The organism is Corallococcus sp. CA053C (assembly GCF_003611675.1).
In the GTDB taxonomy this organism is placed as follows: Bacteria; Myxococcota; Myxococcia; order Myxococcales; family Myxococcaceae; genus Corallococcus.
In genome coordinates, this window is sequence record NZ_RAWA01000232.1 from 1 (window position 1) to 15130 (window position 15130).

Genomic DNA, 15130 nt, shown 5'->3' on the forward strand with positions numbered 1-15130 from the left:
AGATGTGTACAAGAGACAGATCCCGTACAACCGCACCATCACCCGCGAGTTCCTCCAGCAGGTGAAGGACACCTGCGCGGCGAACGGCGTCCTCTTCATCCTCGACGAGGTCGTCACCGGCTTCCGTCTGGCATTGGGCGGCGCGCAGCAGTTCTTCGACATCCAGGCGGACTTCGTCACCCTGTCCAAGGGCATCGCCGCGGGCATGCCCCTGTCCGCCATCGCGGGCCCGGCGAAGCACCTCTCACGCCTGAGCGAGCTCCAGGTGTCCACGACGTTCGGCGGCGAGATGCTCTCCCTCGCCGTCTGCGAGGCCGTCCTCCGCGAGTACAAGAGCACGAACTACATCGAACACATCGCCTCCCTGGGCCGCCTGCTGCGCGCGGGCGTCAACGCGCACGCCCGGGCCACGGGCTCCACGCTGGAGGTCATCGGCTACGACGCCGTGCCCTTCTTCCGCTTCAGCAAGGACATCCCCGAACACATCCAGAAGATGATCCCCTTCCAGGCCGGCATGGCCCGCCGGGGCGTCATCCTCCGCCGCGACCTGAACTTCATCAGCGCCGTGCACACCCACGAGCAGGTGGAGCACACCATCGCCGCCGCCGGCGAGGTGCTGCGCGAGCTGGCCTCGACGTCCGCCAAGGCCAGCGCCGCCTGAATACGGAACATTTCCAGGCTTGAGCCTTCTTGACAGGAATTCATGACCATGGCACTTCCGGATCCTGATTATGAGAACCGTTCTCATTTTCCAACAGTCGGACCAGGCGAGCGGATGATGGGTGCGACGACAGGACTCGCGGTGGTGACGGGTGCGGCCCAGGGCATTGGCGCGGCGGTCGCGCGCAAGCTGGCGCGCACGATGCCGGTCGCGGTGTTCGACCGGAACGGCGCCGGGCTGGACGTGCTGGTGGCGGAGTTGCGTCAGCAGGGGCTTGCCGCCACGGCGTTCCCGGTGGACGTGCGGGACATGGCGGCCATCGAGGACGCCGTCACCCAGGTGGAGACCCGGCTGGGGCCCATCCAGGTGCTGGCCAACGTGGCGGGCGTGCTGCGGATGGGCGCGGCGCTCACGCTCAGCGATGCAGACTGGATGACGACGTTCGCGGTCAACACCCACGGCGTGTTCCACATGTCGCGCGCGGTGGCGAAGCACATGGTGCCCCGCCGCTCGGGCGTCATCATCACGGTGGGCTCCAACGCGGCGGCCGTGCCGCGCATGCAGATGGCGGCCTACGTGGCGTCCAAGGCCGCCTCCACCATGTTCACCAAGTGTCTGGGGTTGGAGCTGGCCCAGCACGGCATCCGCTGCAACGTCGTGTCTCCAGGCTCCACCGACACCGCCATGCAGCGCGCGCTGTGGTCGGAGGACCGGGGGCCGGAGGCCGTCATCGCCGGCTCGCTGGAGACCTACCGCACCGGCATCCCCCTGCGCCGCATCGCCACGCCGGACGACATCGCCGACTCCGTGGTGTTCCTCGCCTCCGAGCAGGCCCGCCACATCACGATGCACGACCTGTGTATCGACGGCGGCGCCACCCTGGGCGTCTGAGCGCCCACCTCCCTGCCGCCTCGTGACACCGCACCCTTCCCTCCCAGGGCGGGCCCTCGTCCCCCCTCGCATCCTCCGGAGTTGAGAATGACTATTAATTCCAGAATCGTAATGACCGTGACGCCGCAGGGAGGTGCCTGGTGAGCGCCGTGGTCATGGAGCGGGAGCAGGAGTCGCTGGCGGCGCAGTTGCTGCGGGACTACTCCGCCGGCTCGTCGTTCTTCTTCGCGTCCCCCAAGCGCACGATGCTGGCGCGGGGCGTGTTCGCGACGGTGCCGCACGAGGGCGGGACGAACTCGATGGACGGGCTGCCCGCGCGGGTGGCGGCGGTGCTGGACGCCTCGCGCGAGGCGGCGCACGACATCCCGGTGGCGGTGGGCGCGGTGCCCTTCGACGGCCGGGTGGCCGCGCAGCTGGTGGTGCCCATGACGTTGCAGCGCGCGGGGCCGCTGGTGTTCGACCCGGCCGCTCCCGCGCAGCTTCCCCTGGCGGCGAAGTACACGATGCGCCCCGTGCCGGAGCCGGCCGCGTACCTGGACGGCGTGGCGGCGGCGCTGAAGCTCATGCAGGAAGGGCCGCTGCGCAAGGTGGTGCTGTCGCGCTCGCTGCACCTGGACACGGCGACGCCCATCGACCTGCGCCAGCTGCTGCACAACCTGGCCCGGCGCAACCCGCATGGCTACACGTTCGCGGTGGACCTGCCGCCGCACGCGGACGGGGCCTCGGGCCGGCGGACGCTCATCGGCGCGAGCCCGGAGCTGCTGGTGTCGCGCTCCGGGTTGCAGGTCATCGCCAATCCGCTCGCGGGCTCCGCGGCGCGCAGCCCGGATCCGGTGGAGGACCAGGCGCGGGCGACGCGGCTGATGGCCTCACCCAAGGATCTGCACGAGCACGCGGTCGTCATCGACGCGGTGGCTGAAGCGCTGCGTCCCTTCTGCAAGACGCTGGACGTGCCCCGGGGCCCGTCGCTCGTGAGCACGCAGACCATGTGGCACCTGTCCAGCCGCATCCAGGGCGAGCTGAAGGACCCTTCCATCACGTCGCTGACGCTGGCGCTCGCGATGCACCCGACGCCCGCGGTGTGCGGCCACCCCACGGAGCTGGCGCACGAGGCCATTGGCCACATCGAACCGTTCCAGCGCGGCTACTACACGGGCACGGTGGGCTGGTGCGACGCGAACGGCGACGGGCAGTGGGCCGTTACCATCCGCTGCGCGGAGGCGGACGAGCACACGCTGCGCCTGTTCGCGGGCGCGGGCGTCGTCGTGGGCTCCACGCCGGAGGCGGAGCTGGCGGAGACGGAGGCGAAGTTCCGCACCATGCTCCAGGCCATGGGCCTGGGTGGCGCCGGGGTGCAGCCGTGAGCCCGGCCCGCGAACACCTGCCGGGCTGCCCCACCTGGCCCGAGGACTTCGCCCGGCGCTACCGCGAGGCCGGCTACTGGCGCGGTGAGACGTTCGGTCAGCTCCTGCGCGACCGCGCCCGGGACTTCGGCACGCACGTGGCGCTGGTGGCGGGCACGCACCGGTGGACGTACGCGGAGCTGGACGCGCGCGTGGATCGGATGGCCTCCGGGTTCCACGCGCTGGGCATTCGCGCACGGGACCGCGTGGTGGTGCAGCTGCCCAACGTCGCGGAGTTCTACGAGGTCGTCTTCGCCCTCTTCCGCATGGGCGCGCTGCCGGTGTTCGCCCTGCCCGCGCACCGCGCGTCGGAGATCGGCTACTTCTGCGCCTTCACCGAGGCGGTGGCGTACGTCATCCCGGACCGCTTCGGCGGCTTCGACTACCGCGCGCTCGCGGAGCAGGTGAAGGCCGCCACGCCCACGCTGAAGCACGTGCTCGTCCTGGGTGACGCGGGGTCGCACACCGCGCTCGCGTCCGTGCCCACGGAGCCCGTGACGCTGGAGGGCCCTGCTCCGTCGGACGTGGCGTTCTTCCAGCTGTCGGGCGGCAGCACCGGCGTGCCCAAGCTGATCCCTCGCACGCACGACGACTACCTCTACAGCGTGCGAGCCAGCGTGGACGTGTGCCGGTTCGACCGCGACACGGTGTACCTGTGCGCGCTGCCAGCGGCGCACAACTTCCCGCTCAGCTCGCCCGGCGTGCTGGGCACCTTCTACGCCGGTGGCACGGCGGTGATGGCGCTGCACCCCAGCCCCGACGTGGCCTTCCCGCTCATCGAGCGCGAGCGCGTCACCGCCACCGCGCTCGTCCCTCCGCTGACGATGGTGTGGCTGGACTCCTCGCAGGCGAAGCGGCACGACCTGTCCAGTCTCAAGGTCCTCCAGGTGGGCGGGGCACGGCTGAGCGACGAGGCCGCCGCGCGCGTGCGTCCCACGCTGGGCTGCGCGCTCCAGCAGGTCTTCGGCATGGCCGAGGGGCTGGTCAACTACACGCGGCTGGACGACCCCGAACAGCTCATCGTCACCACGCAGGGCCGCCCCATGTCCGACGCGGACGAGCTGCGCGTGGTGGATGACGACGACGTTCCGGTGGCGCCCGGCGGGACGGGACATCTCCTCACGCGTGGGCCGTACACCATCCGCGGCTACTACAACGCGGAGGCGCACAACGCGCGGGCCTTCACGTCCGACGGCTTCTACCGCACCGGCGACCTGGTGCGCCTGACGCCCGAGGGCTACCTCGTGGTGGAGGGCCGCGCGAAGGATCAGATCAACCGGGGCGGCGACAAGGTCGCGGCCGAGGAGGTGGAGAACCACCTGCTCGCGCACCCCTCGGTGAGCGACGCGGCGGTGGTGGCCATCCCCGACAAGTTCCTGGGCGAGCGCACCTGCGCCGTCGTCATCCCGCGAGGCGAGGCTCCGGCCGCGTCGGCGCTCAACGCCTTCCTGCGCCAGCGCGGGCTCGCGGCCTTCAAGATCCCGGACCGCATCGAGTTCGTCGCGGCCTTCCCGCAGACGGGCGTGGGCAAGGTCAGCAAGAAGGCCCTCCGCGACAGCCTCCGCCAATCCCTCTCCACTCCCTCCCCCTGAACCTGGAGTCACCCATGGCCCTGCCTGCCATCGCCCCCTATTCCATGCCCGGCGCGGAGGACCTGCCCCGGAACAAGGTGTCCTGGACGCCGGACCCGAAGCGCGCGGCCCTGCTCATCCACGACATGCAGCGCTACTTCGTGGACGCCTTCACGCCCGGTCAGCCCCCGGTGACGGAGCTGGTGGCCAACATCCAGCGCCTGCGCGCGCACTGCGCGAAGCTGGGCATCCCCGTCGTGTACTCCGCCCAGCCGGAAGGCCAGACGCCCGAGCAGCGCGGCCTGCTGCTGGACTTCTGGGGCGCTGGCGTCCGGGGCGGCCCGGAGGAGAAGCAGAAGATCATCGACGCGCTCACCCCTGGCGAGGGCGACCTCTTCCTCACCAAGTGGCGCTACAGCGCGTTCCGCCGCACCGGGCTGATGGAGGCCCTGGCCGCGCAGGGGCGGGATCAGCTCATCATCTGCGGCATCTACGCGCACATCGGCTGTCTGCAGACGGCGAGCGACGGCTTCATGAGCGAGGTGCGCCCCTTCCTCGTCGCGGACGCGGTGGCGGACTTCTCGCTGGAGAAGCACCGGCTGGCGCTCGACTACGCCTCGCAGCTCTGCGCGGTCGTCACCTCCACGCAACAGCTCATCGACGCGCTGCCCCTGTCGGAGTCCACGCCCGCGGTGAGCCGCGAGCAGCTCCGCGCGGACGTGGCGGAGCTGTTGATGGAGTCCGCGACGGCGATTGGCGAGGACGACAACCTGCTCGAGCGCGGCATGGACTCCATCCGCCTGATGAGCCTGGTGGAGCGCTGGCGGCAGCACGGCACCGAGGTGTCCTTCGTGGAGCTGGCGGAGAAGCCGACGCTCACCGACTGGTACTCGCTGCTCGCCGCGAAGCAGCCTGCCGAGCCTGGCGCGCCCGGCGCGCGCGCGTCGTAGCCCGCCTCCCCCTTCCCTTTCGGAGTCCCGCGTCATGCACGAGTCACAGGACGAGAGCCACCCGCTGTCCGCGGCCCAGCACGGCATCTGGGTGGGGCAGCAGCTCGACCCCAAGAGCCCGGTGTACAACGCCGGGGAGTGCATCGAGCTCCACGGCGCGGTGGATCCGGTGCGCTTCGAAGCCGCCCTGCGCCGCGCGGTGGCGGAAGCCGAGGCCCTGCATGCGCGCTTCGTGACGGACGTGGCAGGACCGCGACAGGTCCTCGACGCCGGGATGGACTGGACGCTCCAACGCGTGGACCTGGGCGCGGAGGCGGATCCCTGGGCCGCCGCGCAGGCGTGGATGTGGCGGGACCTGGGCCACACGGTGGACCTGGCGAAGGGACCGCTGTTCTCCCAGGCCCTGCTCACGGTGGGGCCCGAGCGATCCTTCTGGTTCCAGCGCATCCACCACATCGCCATGGACGGCTATGGCTTCTCGCTGCTCGCGCGGCGGGTGGCGGAGCTCTACACGGCGAACGCCACCGGCAAGGTGGCGCCCACGGGCTTCAACCGCCTGGGGCCCGTGCTGGACGAGGACCGGGCGTACCGGAACAGTCCCCAGTGGCTCGCGGACCGCGACTTCTGGGTGGCGCGCTTCGAGGACGCCCCCACGCCCGCGCTGCTGGCGGACGCGGCGCCCATGTCCTCGCGCTTCCTGCGGCGCTCGGAGGCCCTGTCCGTCGACCTGATGCTGGCCCTGCAGAACGGCGCGAAGCAGGCGGGCGTGAGCTGGTCCGACCTGGTGCTGGCCGTGACGGCCATCTACCTGCATCAGCGGACGGGCGCGGCGGAGGTGGTGCTGGGCCTGCCGGTGATGGGGCGGCTGGGGTCGGCGGCGCTGCGGGTGCCGTGCATGGCGATGAACATCGTGCCGCTGCGCATCGCCGTGCGACCGGACGCGGGGCTGTACGCGCTGGCCCGTGACGTGGCGGCGGAGATGAAGGCCGCGCGTCCGCACCTGCGCTACCGGTACGAACAGCTCCGGCGCGACCTGCGCCTCGTGGGGGGCCAGCGCAAGCTCTTCGGCCCCGTCGTCAACATCATGCCGTTCGACTACGCCCTGGACTTCGCGGGCGTGTCGGGCACGGCGCACAACATCTCCGCCGGTCCGGTGGAGGACCTGTCGTTCGGCTTCCATGACCTGGACGCGAACCCCGCCTGCTACACGGAGGAGTCGCTGGCCCTGCACCAGCGGGGCTTCCTCCTGCTCCTGGAGTCGCTGCTCCTCGCGCCCGAGTACCCCGTGCGGCGAGGCCCGTCGGACTGGAGCGCCAGCGCGGTCGCGGGTCCGGGGGCCTCGGTGCTCGATGGCGGGCCGGTGCCCGACGTGCGGCCCGTGGTGGAGTTGCTGAAGGCTCGGGCCGAGGAGCGGCCCGAGGCGGTCGCACTGGAGCACGGCGCGTGGCGGATGACGTACCGCGAGCTGGTGGCGGCGTCCCAGGCGCTGGCGCTGCGGCTGACGGATGCGGGCGTGCAGCCGGACACGGTGGTGGCGGTGAAGATCCCCCGGGGCACCGACGCCATCGTCGCGAGCCTGGGAGTCCTGTTCGCGGGCGCGGGCTACCTACCGCTCGACCCCACGGGTCCGGCCACGCGCAACGCGGCCATCCTGGAGGATGCGCGGCCTTCCGTGATGGTGGTGTCCGAGCGAGTGACGCCCGACGCGGATCCGACCGCGCCCGGGATCCTCGTCGTGAGCCAGCTCCGTCCGCGTGAAGAGGCCGCACCGCTCGTCCCCGCCTCCGACGCGGAGGCCCGGCTCGCCTACGTCATCTACACCTCCGGCTCCACCGGCCAGCCCAACGGCGTGCAGATTTCCCGGGGCGCGCTGGCCCACTTCGTCGCGGGTGCGACGCAGCGCTACGGCGTCGGTCCCAAGGACCGGGTGCTCCAGTTCGCCCCGCTCCACTTCGACGCGAGCGTCGAGGAGATCTTCGTCACGCTGTGCGCGGGCGGGCGACTGGTGCTGCGCACGGACGAGATGCTCCAGTCCGTGCCGCGCCTGATGGACGCCTGCGCCGAGCACGGCATCACGCTGCTCGACCTGCCCACCGCCTTCTGGCACGAGCTGGCCTACAGCCTGTCCACCGGCGCGGCCCGACTGCCGGACTCCCTGCGCACGGTCATCATCGGCGGAGAGGCGGCCCTGCCGGAGCGCATCGCGCGGTGGAAGGACGTCGCGGGCGACCGCGTGCACCTGCTCAACACCTACGGTCCCACCGAGGCGACCGTGGTGGCCACCGTCGCCACCCTCGCGGGGCCTGATGCGATTCCTTCCGGTGACGAGGTCCCCATCGGCCGTCCCCTTCCGGGCGTGGTCGCGGCGGTCCTCGCGCCCCAGGGGCGGCTGGCGGCACCGGGCGCGGAGGGCGAGCTGTGCCTGATGGGCGGCGGCCTCGCGCGCGGCTACCTGGGACGCCCGGCGCTGGACGCCGCGCGTTTCACCCGGCTGGAGTTCCTGGAAGGCCGGCCGCGCGCCTACCGCACCGGCGACAAGGTCCGCGTGCGCGAGGACGGCCAGCTCGTCTTCGTGGGCCGGGTGGATGACGAGTTCAAGATCAGCGGCCACCGCATCGACCCGGGTGAAGTTGAAACCGTGTTGCTGCGGTATCCGGGTGTCCGCGAGGCCGCGGTCGTGGGCCAGGTGCTTCCGGGAGGCTCGCGCCGGCTGTGCGCGCACCTGGTCGCCTCGCCCGAGCCCACGCCCTCGGAGCTGCGCAAGCACCTGCTGGCCGCGCTGCCCGCGCCCATGGTGCCCGGCGCCTTTGTCTATGTGGACCGGCTGCCCCGCACGCACACGGGGAAGATCGACCGCAACGCGCTGAAGAACGCCCTGCCCTCGGACGAGGTCGCGGAGCTGATCGCCACCGCGACGCCGCTGGAGCGCACGGTGCTTCAGGTGTGGGAGCAGGTGCTGGGGCGCGCCGCCACGTCGCTCCAGGACGACTTCTTCGAGCTGGGCGGCCAGTCCCTCCAGAGCATCCAGGTCGCCAACCGACTGGGCGTCGCGGTGGGCCGCGAGGTGCCCGTGGCCACCGTCTTCCGCCACCCCACGGTGTCGGGCCTCGCCCAGGCGCTCCAGCGTGGCAGCGCGGAGGGCCCCGAACCCGGAGGCCTCACGGCCGCGATGCTCGCGGACGCGGAGCTGGGTGAGGACGTCGTCCCCGCCACCACCGGCGAGGCCTGGGCGCGCGAGGCTTCGCGATTGGGCACCGGCGTCCGCCAGGTCCTGCTCACGGGCGCCACCGGCTTCGTCGGCGCGCACCTGCTCCACCAGCTCCTGGCCCAGACGGACGCGCGCATCATCTGCACCGTGCGCGCGAAGGACGAGGCGCAGGCGATGACGCGCCTGCGCTCCGCGCTGCTGGGCCAGCAGCATTCGACGAAGGGGCTGGAGGCGCGGGTGCTCGCGTTGCCGGCGGACCTGGCGCAGCCCCTGCTGGGCCTGGACGCCGCGCGCTTCCATGGCCTGGCCGCGGAGTGCGACGCCATCATCCACAACGCCGCCGTGGTGAGCGTGGTGCGGGAGTACGGCAGCCTCCAGGGCGTCAACGTGCGGGGCACGCGCGAGCTGCTCAAGCTGGCCGCCGCCGTGCGGCCCAAGCCCTTCCACTACGTGTCCACGCTGGCGGTGGCGCCCCAGGCGAACCTCTCCCCGGACGTGCCCGAGTCCTTCGTCCCCGCGCACCCCGGCCTGCGCGACGGCTATCAGCAGAGCAAGTGGATCGCGGAGCGGCTGGTGCAGCAGGCGTCGGAGCGCGGCCTGCCCGCGACGGTGTACCGCCTGGGCCGCGTGGTGGGCGCGCCGGACACCGGGCTCGTCAACACGCAGGACCTGGTGTGGCGCATCGTGCTGGCGGGACTCCCCGTGCGCGCGCTGCCACTGCTCGACGTCGGCGAGGTGTGGACGCCGGTGGACTTCGTGGCCCGCGCCATCGTCCAGCTCGCGCGGCGCTCGCATCCGGGCGCGGTGTTCAACGTCACGCCGACGGCGGAGGTGCGCCTGTCCGAGCTGTTCGGCTGGGTGCGCGACTACGGCTACCCGCTGGAGCTCTGTCACGTCCCCGAGTGGCGCGAGCGGGTGGCGCGGGGCTCGGGGGGCCATGACGCCACGCTCGCGTTCTTTGATTTGCGCGGCGGTGACTCCGCACCGGCCTTCGGGCTGGGGCCCATCCGCTGCGAACGGCTGCTGGCCGCGCTGGAGGGCACGGGCGTCACCTGCCCTGCCACCGACCGGAAGCTCCTCTACCGATACCTCGACTTCTGCGTCGCGCAGGGAATCCTGCCGCCGCGAGAAACGGCGCTCCCGCGATGAACACCCCCTGGTCTCCCTCCTCCTGGCGCTCGAAGCCGGTGCGCTACCTGCCTGATGACTACCCCGACCTCGCGGCCCTCGCGCGCGTGGAGGCGGAGCTCGCGACCCTGCCGCCCCTGGTCACCGCCGCGGAGACGCGCCGACTGCGCGACGCGCTGGGACAGGTCGCCCAGGGCAAGGCGTTCCTGCTCCAGGGCGGTGACTGCGCGGAGAGCTTCAAGGAGTTCGCCGCCGACAACGTCCGGAGCACCTTCCAGCTCCTGTTGCAGATGGCCGGCGTGCTGACGTTCGCGGGCGGCTGCCCGGTGGTGAAGGTGGGCCGCATCGCGGGCCAGTTCGCCAAGCCGCGCTCCAATGCCACGGAGACCGTGGGCGGCGTCACGTTGCCCAGCTACCGCGGCGACATCATCAACGGCATGGACTTCAACGCCCGCGAGCGCACGCCGGATCCGCAGCGCCTGCTGCGCGCCTACCACCAGTCCGCGGAGACACTGCAACTGGTGCGCGCCCTGGCCCGTGAAGGCTACGCGGACCTGGCCCAGCTCCTGGGACACCGGCCGGAGACCGAGGGCGCCGTGCGCCCGGTGGACTTCTTCACCAGCCATGAGGCCCTGCTGCTCAACGTCGAGCAGGCCATGACCCGCGTCGATGAGGCGACGGGCGACTGGTACGACACGTCCGCGCACATGCTCTGGATTGGCGAGCGCACGCGCCAGTTGGAAGGCGGCCACGTGGAGTTCATGCGCGGCATCCAGAACCCCATCGGCTTGAAGTGCGGCCCCACGATGGAGGCGGACGACCTCCTGCGCCTCATCGACACGCTCAACCCACGGGGCATCCCGGGCAAGCTCACGCTCATCGGGCGCTTCGGTTCGGATCAGGTCGCCGAGTGCCTGCCCCGCCTGATGGCCGCCACCCGCCGCCACGGCAGCCCCGTGGTGTGGTCCATCGACCCGATGCACGGCAACACACACAAGGCGACCAACGGCTACAAGACGCGTTCGGTGGCGCGGATCCTCGCGGAGGTGATGGCCTTCCTCCAGGTCGCGGCGGCCGAAGGCGTCCACCCCGGCGGCCTCCACCTGGAGATGACGGGCCAGGACGTCACCGAGTGCCTCGGCGGTCCGCTGGATGTGTCCGAGGACGACCTCTCCAGCCGCTACCACACGCACTGCGATCCGCGCCTCAACGCGACCCAGGCGCTCCAGCTCGCCTTCCGCGTCGCGGATGGGCTCCACACCGTGCGCGCACCGCAGGCCCGCGCAGCCTGATCCACCGTGAAGTCTTGACAGCCCAGACTCGGAGCCGCTAAACGTCCCACCGCTGAAAATGATAACCATTTTCAAAATCATGAGCAGGACGGGGCGGTTCGGGACGGTCGCGGCACTGCTGTCGAGCCTGTGGGTCGGCGGGCCGGCGCATGCGGGTGCGATGCAGACGGGCGGCGTTGAAGCAGCGCGGACCGACACGCCCGCGGAGCAGACGGCGCCCGCTCCGGCGGCTCCCGTCATCGAAGCGCCGAAGCTGATCCAGTTCATCGAGGCGACCTACCCCGCCGAGGCCCGACAGGCGCGGCTGGAAGCGAACGTGCGCCTGCGCCTGAAGCTGGACGCCCAGGGACAGGTCACCCAGGCCGAGGTGTTGGAGCCCGTGGGTCACGGCTTCGACGAGGCCGCGCGCACGGCCGCGCTCCAGTTCCGCTTCGAGCCCGGGAAGCGTGACGGCGTCGCGAAGCCCTTCCGCGTCCTCTACACGTACGCCTTCCGGCTTCCGGAAGCCGCCGCGCCGTCCAGCCCGGTCGCGGCGCAACCCGCGGAGCCGCCCTCCACCGCGCCAGACGTGGGCGGCGATGAGAACGTCATCGAGATCACCGTCGTCGGTGAATCCGCCGCCGAGCGCCGCCGCCAGTCCGCGGAGGCGGTGCAGGTCGTGGAGATGGAGCAGATCGGCCACGAGACCGCCGACCTGGGCAAGGCGCTGGCGCGCACCGAGGGCGTGGACGTGCGCCGGGCGGGTGGCTTGGGCAGCAGCACGCGCATCTCGCTGGCGGGCCTGTCGGACGACCAGGTGCGCTTCTTCATCGACGGCATCCCGCTGGAGTTCGCGGGCTACGGGCCGGGGCTCGCCAACGTGCCGGTGAACCTGGTGCAGCAGATGGAGGTCTACCAGGGCGTGGTGCCCATCCGCTTCAGCGCGGACGTGCTGGGCGGCGCCGTGCAGCTCGTCACTGATCAGGACGTGGACGGCTCGGGGGGCGCGGCGTCCTACGAGCTGGGCTCCTTCGACACGCACCGCCTCACCGCGAGCGGCCACCACCTCCAGGAGTCCACCGGCCTGCTGGTGCGTGCGCACGGCTTCTACGACAACGCGCGCAACGACTACCCCGTGGATGTGGAGGTCGCGAACGACGTGGGCAAGCTGGTGCCCGCGCGGCTGCCCCGCTTCCACGATGGCTACCAGGCCGGCGGCGCGAGCCTGGAGGTGGGCTACGTGAACCGGCCGTGGGCCCAGCGCCTGCTGGTGCGCGCCTTCGTCAACGCGTCCGACCGGGACATCCAGCACAACACGTCCATGTCCCAGGTCTACGGCGACGTGACGGGCGCGGAGGGCTCCGCGGGCACCACGCTGCGCTACGCGCAGGCCTTCAGCCAGGGCCTCAGCGTGGACACCGTGGGCGGCTACACGTTCCGCCGCAGCCGCTTCCTGGACGTGAGCACATGCCGCTACGACTGGTACGGCCGCTGCTTCTTCACCCTGCCCACCGGGGGCGAGATGGAGTCCCGGGCGGTGGAACGCTACGTCAACCAGCACACCGCCTTCGCGCGCTTCAACGCGAGCTGGATTCCAGGCGGATCGCACGTCCTGCGGCTCGCGGTGGCGCCCACCTTCGTCGTGCGCACGGGCGAGGACCGCCAGCTCCAGGCCCTCGGCCAGACGGATCCGCTCTCCGCGGCGCGCGACGTGGGCTCGCTCGTGACGGGGCTGGAGTACCAGTACGACGCCTTCGAGGGCCGGCTGCAGAACGTCGCCTTCGCCAAGGACTACCTCCAGTCCACGAGCGCGAAGAAGCTGCTCGCCAGCAACGAGTTCCTGGACCTGGGCCGGACCACGCACGAGGTGGGCATCGGCGACAGCCTGCGCCTGCGCCTCTCGCCCGCCCTCACCGCGAAGGCGTCCTACGAGTGGGCCACGCGCCTGCCACGTCCAGACGAGCTCTTCGGCGACGGCCTGCTCATCGACGACAACCTGGAGCTGGTCCCCGAGACCAGTCACAACTTCAACCTGGGCCTGGGCGTCTCGTTGCTGCCCGGTCGCTTCGGCTCCTTCCGCGCCAACGCTGGCGGCTTCGCGCGCCTGGCGGATCAGCTCATCACGCTCATCCCGCAGGGGAGCTTCTCCCTCTACCAGAACGTCTACGGCGCGCGTTCGCTGGGCGTCGTCGGCGCCGCGGGCTGGACGTCCCCCGGCCAGCTCCTGTCGCTGGACGGCAATGCCACCTGGCAGGACGTGCGCAACGTGTCAGGCGAGGGCACCTTCGGCGCCTTCCAGGGACAGCGCGTCCCCAACCGCCCCTCCCTGCTGGCCAACGGCAGCGCGCAGGTGAAGGTGACCGACCTGCTGCGCGCCCAGGACGAGCTGCTCGTGACCCTGCGCTCCCGCTACGTGCACGAGTTCTTCCGTGCCTGGGGAGGCGTGGGCGCCGAGGAGACCAAGCGGCGCATCCCTTCCCAGCTCACGCACTCGGTGGCGCTCACCTACGTGCTGCGCGACACGCCCACGAAGCTGAGCTGGACGCTGGATCTCCAGAACCTCACCAACGCGCGGACCTTCGACTTCTACGGCGTCCAACGCCCCGGCCGCAGCCTCGCCGCCAAGTTCACGCTGGAGCGCTGAACAGCGCCTCCCGCCTTCGCACGCAGCCCCCGCACCCCCACCGAAAGGGAAGTCCTTGAAGCCCTCATCCTTCCTTCGCATCTCCAGCCGCGTCCTCACGGCGTTCGCCTGCGCCTTCGTCGTCGCCTGCGGTGACGACCCGGTCGACCCCCTCCCGGACGCCGGCACCAACACGTCGCCGCTGTATGCGTTCGTCGCCCAGGTAAGCACCGACTCCGAGTCCCAGAGCTACGTCATCCTGACGGACAAGGTGGACCACACCGAGCCCCTGTCGCTGGAGAACGCGACGGAGATCGACGGCCGCGCGCTGGGCTCCGGCATCTCGAAGTCGGGCGCCCTCTTCGTCTCCAGCAGCGAGTCCGCCGTCGTCACCCGCTACAACGTGACGAACGACAACAAACTGGAGAAGGCCGGCGAGGTGAGCTTCGCGAGCAAGGGCCTCTCCTCGATTGGCGAGTACCAGAACCAGTTCCAGTTCGTGTCGGAGACGAAGGCGTATTACTTCGACGGTCGCACCTCGCAGATCATCATCTGGAACCCGAAGGAGATGACGCTGACGAACAGCATCTCCCTGCCGGCCATGACGATTGAGGGGACGATCCTCACGTTCGCGTCCAACCCCATTCGCGTGGGCACCCAGGTGCTGATGCCGCTGGGCTGGCGTCCGGCCGCGGGCATCGGCATCACGAAGAAGGCGGGCATCATCGTCCTGGACACGGCGAACGACACCGCCCAGGTCGTCACGGACGACCGCTGCGGCTACGTGCGTGACGGCGTGGTGGGCGCGGACGGCCAGGTGTACCTGGCGACGGAGGCCTACGGCGCCGCGGTGAAGCGCACGGCGCAGGCCAACCCGGACGTGCCCACGCCCTGCCTGCTGAAGTTCGATCCGAAGACGGCGACCTACGACAAGGCCTTCTACAAGGTGCTGGGCGACCTGACAAACGGCGGCGCCACGGGTTCGCTGCTCCAGGGCCCCACGGGCTCCGGCTACCTGCGCGTGCTGGACGAGTCCACCTACACGGTGGCGGACGGCACGCACCCGCGCGTCATCGCGAGCGCCGTGGCGTGGCGGTGGTGGAAGCTGGACCTGGCGAACATCACGAAGGCCACGCTGGTGGACACCCTGCCGGCCAGCACGGGCAGCTCCTTCCTGTTCCAGGCCGACAACCGCACCCTGTTCACCGAGTTCACCAACGGCGGCACCAACACGAACTTCCGCGAGCTCAGCGACCTGAGCGGCAAGCTGGTCGCGACGCACACGGGTCTGTCGTTCTCGTTCCTGCAGCTGCGCTAGTCGTCCCCCAGTGGTCCCGGGCCCTCGCGGACCGGAGTGGAGGGGGCGCTTCGCCCTTCCACTCCGGGCCCCGGGGGCCGTCTCCCTTCTTCCCGCCGTGCCCCCC

9 protein-coding genes are annotated in these 15130 nt (G+C 71.2%); all 9 read left to right on the forward strand.

Going from position 1 to position 15130, the window contains the following annotated elements:
• Positions 1-661, forward strand: a 661-nt coding sequence (locus D7V97_RS26540; RefSeq protein WP_120613432.1) for an aminotransferase class III-fold pyridoxal phosphate-dependent enzyme, incomplete at its 5' end; no start/stop codon positions are given.
• Between the two features lie 114 nt (positions 662-775).
• A complete protein-coding gene (locus tag D7V97_RS26545; RefSeq protein ID WP_304988516.1) occupies positions 776-1552 on the forward strand; it encodes a 2,3-dihydro-2,3-dihydroxybenzoate dehydrogenase in 777 nt (258 codons plus the stop codon).
• Positions 1553-1707: 155 nt separating this feature from the next.
• Positions 1708-2916 carry an isochorismate synthase DhbC gene (dhbC, locus tag D7V97_RS26550; protein ID WP_120613440.1) on the forward strand — a complete coding sequence of 403 codons (1209 nt, stop codon included), beginning with the start codon at positions 1708-1710 and terminating at the stop codon, positions 2914-2916.
• Positions 2913-4547 carry a (2,3-dihydroxybenzoyl)adenylate synthase gene (locus D7V97_RS26555; RefSeq protein WP_120613433.1) on the forward strand — a complete coding sequence of 545 codons (1635 nt, stop codon included), beginning with the start codon at positions 2913-2915 and terminating at the stop codon, positions 4545-4547. The genes dhbC and D7V97_RS26555 overlap by 4 nt, the downstream gene beginning before the upstream one ends.
• 14 nt (positions 4548-4561) lie before the next feature.
• A complete protein-coding gene (locus D7V97_RS26560; protein ID WP_120613434.1) occupies positions 4562-5476 on the forward strand; it encodes an isochorismatase family protein in 915 nt (304 codons plus the stop codon).
• A gap of 34 nt (positions 5477-5510) precedes the next feature.
• A complete protein-coding gene (gene mxcG, locus D7V97_RS26565; protein WP_120613435.1) occupies positions 5511-9833 on the forward strand; it encodes a myxochelin non-ribosomal peptide synthetase MxcG in 4323 nt (1440 codons plus the stop codon).
• On the forward strand, positions 9830-11104 hold the full coding sequence (locus D7V97_RS26570) for a 3-deoxy-7-phosphoheptulonate synthase class II (RefSeq protein ID WP_120613436.1): 1275 nt from the start codon (positions 9830-9832) through the stop codon (positions 11102-11104). Before mxcG ends, D7V97_RS26570 begins: the two co-directional genes overlap by 4 nt.
• 79 nt (positions 11105-11183) lie before the next feature.
• Positions 11184-13727: a TonB-dependent siderophore myxochelin receptor MxcH gene (mxcH, locus tag D7V97_RS26575; RefSeq protein ID WP_233583229.1), complete on the forward strand. Its 2544-nt coding sequence runs from the start codon at positions 11184-11186 to the stop codon at positions 13725-13727.
• Between the two features lie 55 nt (positions 13728-13782).
• On the forward strand, positions 13783-15024 hold the full coding sequence (locus D7V97_RS26580) for a hypothetical protein (protein ID WP_120613438.1): 1242 nt from the start codon (positions 13783-13785) through the stop codon (positions 15022-15024).
• Positions 15025-15130 lie beyond the last annotated feature (106 nt).